This is a genomic window from Mycobacterium sp. TH-M25, assembly GCF_057473665.1.
The window spans coordinates 1-4,710 of record NZ_JBYCLA010000249.1 but is presented as its reverse complement, the minus strand read 5'-3'; the positions used below and the strand labels follow the sequence as shown (position 1 = coordinate 4,710).

Below are 4,710 nucleotides of genomic sequence, written 5' to 3'. Positions count from 1 at the left end.
GCTTCAGCGTCGCCGAACCGGTCCGCCGCGCTCGCGACCATCTCGGGGATGGTCTGCCAGGCTGGTCGGTCGGTCACACGGTGACGAGGCGAGAGAGGTTCCCGCCCATGATCTTTGCCTGGTCTTCAGCGGACAGATGCGACAGCGCCTCGATGTAATAGGTCGGCTCCGCCAGCCCCTCGGGATGCGGCCAGTCCGAGCCGTAGAGCACCTGGTCCACACCCACGAGGTTGACCAGATCGTCGATGCCGTCTTCGAAGAAGGGGCTGACATGAATGCGGTTCTTCACCATCTCGACGGGGTCGTTCGGGAATGCTTCCGGGGCCTTGCGAAAGACCTCGGCCAAGCCCTGCAGCAGCGGCGTCATCCACTTCGAGCCGGCCTCGACGATCGCGACCTTCAACTTGGGGTGGCGGTACAGCGCGCCGTGGATGACCCACGAGCCCACCGAGTCCTGGATCGGCCGCCACTCGTTGAGGATGCCCATCGCGTTGGTCTGGAACGGCAGCATCTCTGCGCTGGCACCGTCCCATTCCGACGTGTACCGCGAGTAGCCGCTGTCGCTGGAGTGCATACCGACCAGCACGTCGTGCTCGACGACCCGTTCCCAGAACGGGTCGAACTCGGGCAGCGCGAACGACCGCGGGCCGCGGAAGCCCGGCACCGGCGCCGGGCGGACCAGGATGGCGCGGGCACCACGCTTGACCGCCCACTCCAGCTCCTCGATCGCCTTCTCGACGATCGGCAGCGTGATGACCGGGGTGGTGAAGATGCGGTTCTGGTAGTTGAAGCCCCAGACCTCGTCCAGCCATTCGTTGAGCGCGTGGACCAGAACATGGATGGCGACCGGGTCGTCCGACAGTCGCTCCTCGAGGAGGCTGGCCAGCGTCGGGAACATCAGGGTGCGGTCCAGACCCAGCTCGTTCATCTTCTCCAGGCGCGGACCGGGCTCGAAGAAGGCCGGGATCGCCCGCATCGGCTCGCCGAACAGCTCGCGCTTGGTCTTGCCGTCCGGGTTGCCGTACTTGAAGTACTCCTCCCAGGCGCCTGGCTTCGCGACGACCTCGAAGGTCGGGTTGGGAATGTAGTTGCTGATCTGGCCGCGGATCGCGATCTTGGTGCGCCCGTTGATCTGCACGTACTGGATGTAGTCCTGGTACTCCTTGGGCAGAAACTTGGTGAGCGCCTCGGGCGGCTCGTAGAGATGGTTGTCCGCGTCAAATATCGGGAACGGCACGTCCACCTTGTGCGACAACTGCCCCATGAAATTCTCCTTCACATTTGTGAGAATGATATTCTCACAGGCAGGTTACCGCAATGCCCCCAAGCGCAATGTCCCCGAGCGCAATGCCCCCTATCCGGCAGCAATATTGCACATTGGCTTCGGCGCCGAGCCGCCAGACGTTAGGGTCTTCCGGAAGGTAACGTGTGCGCGATTCTTAATTCAGGAGAACGCCAATATCGCCCGTGAGTGAGCGCCGGAGGTGCCCATGACAACGATCGGTAAAGCCGTGCTGGGCGCGGCATTGGCGGCAGTCACCGCCGCCGGGACCGCCGCGCCGTCACGGGCGGACGACCCGCCGGCGCATCAGGTCCGCTACGTCATCACCGCGGCGAACCCGATCTGGGCCGACATCTATTACCTGGATCAGCAGCCGCCGAAATTCTCCGACTACAGCCACAACCCGTACCAGTTCACCCCCAACGTGCAGGCCGACGTCGGGCCGGGCCACCCATGGACGTCGCCCCCGGTGATGCTCACCGACCCCAACGACTACGCCATGGTCGTGGTCAGCACCGGGACGGAGCCGGGCACGCCGATGTTCCATTGCGCCCTCGTCATCGACGGCAAGGTCGTGAAATCCAACGACGGCCCTAAGGGCACGCTCTGTTCGCTGCGGAACTGGTGAGCTCGCTAGATCCCAGGATCGCCCTCGAGATGGCGGAGGTAGTTCTCGACAATCGCGACGGTCTCGCGGTGGCCGGCGGACATGTCGAGAGCCTGCTCGAGCACCAGGACGCGGGACACGCTGGTCATCAGCACCGACCACACCAGCGGGGGGAATTTCACCGGGTCGACCCCGTAGCGTTCGAGGATCGTGGTGAGCGCCTTGCGTTGCTCTTCGCGAAAACGCTCGGCGTAAAGCGCGATCTCGGCCTTCAGCGCTTTGCGATGGTTGGCCAGCGCGATGAACTCCATGGTGATGGCGGTGGCCGCCGGGTCGGTGCTGAACCGCCACAATGCCCACAACGGCTGCGGCGCCTGCAACATCCGAGCCTGCACCTCAAGCCCTTCTTCGGCGCGGCGGCGAAACGCGGCCAGGAACAAATCGTCCATGGTGCGGAAGTAGTAGTGCACCAGTTGCGGCTTGAGCTCTGCCCGCTCCGCCACCCGGCGCGACGTGACTGCGGCATAACCCTCTTCGAGCATCAACTGCTCGGCGGCGTCGAGCAACACCGCGCGGTTCTTCGCGTCCGGTGCACCGATCCTGCGGGCCGAAGTCATGCCGTGGTTCCACACTCTCGCCGAAGATTTGCTGGACACGGCTGATCGTAACGTCGAACCACGGTGTCGCCTTGACCACGACATTAACGCCATGCTAAGCAGGTGCTCAGCAAGTTCGGCACATTTGGCGAAAACAGTCCTGGGCGGCACCACATCTCGCCGTCCGAAATACCACGGGTAGACAGCCTCGGGAGGCCCGCGTACATGAGCAACTTCGATTCGATCGACTTCTTCACCGACCAGTCGCTCGTTCCCGATCCGCACCCGTACTTCGATTACCTGCGCAGCCGGAACCCGGTGCTGCGCCTGCCGCACTACAACGTCGTCGCGGTCACCGGCTGGGAAGAGGCCAACGCGGTCTACAAGGATCCCGAGACGTTCTCCAACATCGTTGCTCTCGGCGGCCCGTTCCCGCCGCTGCCGTTCGACATCGAGGGCTCGGATGATCTCGGCCCGCTGATCGACGCCCACCGCAGCCAGTTCCCGATGTTCGAGCACATGGTGACGATGGACCCGCCCGACCACACCAGGGCGCGCTCGATCCTGAGCCGGCTCCTCACCCCGAGCCGGCTCAAGGAGAACGAAGAATTCATGTGGCGCCTGGCCGATCGCCAACTCGAGGAGTTTCTCGGTAACGGCGAGTGTGAATTCATCGGCGAGTACTCCAAGCCGTTCGCCACGCTGGTGATCGCCGACCTGCTCGGTGTTCCGGAAGAGGATCACAAGGAGTTCCGTTCGGTGCTGGGCGCCGACCGTCCCGGCTCGCGGGTCGGCTCGCTCGACCTGGAGTCGGTGGGCGTCAACCCGCTGGAATGGCTTGACGGCAAATTCTGCTCCTACATCGAAGACCGGCGCAGCTCGCCCCGCGACGACGTGCTGACGTCGTTGGCGACGGCGAAGTATCCCGACGGGTCCACGCCCGAGGTGATCGAGGTAAGTCGTTCGGCGACATTTCTTTTCGCCGCCGGACAGGAAACCACCGCCAAGTTGCTCTCGGCGGCCCTACAAGCGCTTGGTGACCGGCCCGGCGTTCAGCAGAAGCTTCGCGAGGACCGCAGCCTGATTCCTGGATTCATCGAGGAATCGCTGCGGATGGAAAGCCCGGTCAAGAGCGACTCCCGACTCGCCCGCAAGGCGGCCACCATTGGCGGCGTTGACATTCCGGTCGGCACGGTTGTGATGATCCTGCCCGGCGCCGCCAATCGCGACCCCCGCCGCTTCGAGAACCCGCACGAGTTTCAGATCGATCGCAAGAACGTCCGCGAGCACATGGCGTTCGCGCGCGGCGTGCACTCCTGCCCGGGCGCACCGCTGGCCCGGGTCGAGGGCCGCGTCTCGATCGAGCGGATCCTGGACCGGATGTCCGACATCACCATCAGCGAGACCCGGCACGGTCCGGTGGACGGGCGGCGCTACACCTTCGAGCCGACCTACATCCTGCGTGGGCTATCCGATCTGCACCTCACCTTCACCCGGCGCCCGGCGCTGCCGGTGTCGTAGGCGGCTCAGTCGAATGCGTGCCGCGGCAATGCTATTGGGAGCTGACCTCGTCGGCGTATCGCAGGCGGGCTATCGCAGGCAACGCCTTTGGCGCGCAGTAACTTACGTATCCGCGCGGGTCCAGAAGGAGTGACCCGCTTGGGCGATGCAGATCAGGAACAGTCCATCTGGACCCTGCGCGACGTAGTTGTTGAACAGGTGGCAGTCGGCGTTCTCTTCCTTGATGCCCGCCATCGGCGGCGAACGGAACCATCTCGCCTGGTATCGCCGGGGCGATCCACAGAACATCAGCCGGCCGGGTTGAGTGGCGGGAACATAGCCGCCGGATACCCCGAACGCGTAGTAAGTGGTGTTGTCGCATGGCGCGCCCAGCACCATGTTCGGAGCGATACCTGGAGTACATGCCGGATAATCGCAGACGGTCGGCCCCGCGGCCGCGATCGGCGGCATCCACACGCCGATTCCCATCAGCGTAGCCACCACCGCCACGACGAAACGCACAGCAATATTTTTGCATGCGCGGTAAGAAAATTCTCTTCTTCGGAGAAGATCCTCGACGGATACCCGACGCGCATTCAAGGCGCCCCCCGAGCGGTTCGGCCAGCGCTTTTGGAGTGATAACGTAATTCTCCGTGGGTAGCCCGGAACCAGCCGTGAGTCGCGGTGCGCTTGCGCCGGCGATGGTCCAGGAACAGTGACGGATT

5 protein-coding genes are annotated in these 4,710 nt (G+C 64.2%); 2 read left to right on the top strand and 3 right to left on the bottom strand.

Annotation, left to right across the window (positions count from 1 at the left end; all coding sequences use genetic code 11):
• Window positions 1–73: 73 nt before the first annotated feature.
• Window positions 74–1,264: an amidohydrolase family protein gene (locus AC2VOU_RS08360; protein ID WP_486956950.1), complete on the bottom strand. Its 1,191-nt coding sequence runs from the start codon at window positions 1,262–1,264 to the stop codon at window positions 74–76.
• 226 nt (window positions 1,265–1,490) lie between these two features.
• Here AC2VOU_RS08360 and AC2VOU_RS08355 point away from each other — a divergent pair, with 226 nt between their 5' ends.
• Window positions 1,491–1,910, top strand: coding sequence for a hypothetical protein (locus tag AC2VOU_RS08355; protein WP_486956949.1), 420 nt, complete (start codon window positions 1,491–1,493; stop codon window positions 1,908–1,910).
• Window positions 1,911–1,915: 5 nt separating this feature from the next.
• Here AC2VOU_RS08355 and AC2VOU_RS08350 read toward each other — a convergent pair whose 3' ends face one another.
• Entirely contained in the window at window positions 1,916–2,506 is a 591-nt protein-coding gene (locus tag AC2VOU_RS08350; RefSeq protein ID WP_486956948.1) for a TetR/AcrR family transcriptional regulator, read from the bottom strand.
• A gap of 204 nt (window positions 2,507–2,710) precedes the next feature.
• Between AC2VOU_RS08350 and AC2VOU_RS08345 the strand changes: the two genes are divergently transcribed.
• Entirely contained in the window at window positions 2,711–4,006 is a 1,296-nt protein-coding gene (locus AC2VOU_RS08345) for a cytochrome P450 (protein WP_486956947.1), read from the top strand.
• Between the two features lie 102 nt (window positions 4,007–4,108).
• On the opposite strand, the gene AC2VOU_RS08340 is transcribed toward AC2VOU_RS08345, so the two are convergent.
• Complete coding sequence (locus AC2VOU_RS08340) at window positions 4,109–4,474, bottom strand: hypothetical protein (RefSeq protein ID WP_486956951.1); 366 nt, start codon at window positions 4,472–4,474, stop codon at window positions 4,109–4,111.
• Window positions 4,475–4,710 lie beyond the last annotated feature (236 nt).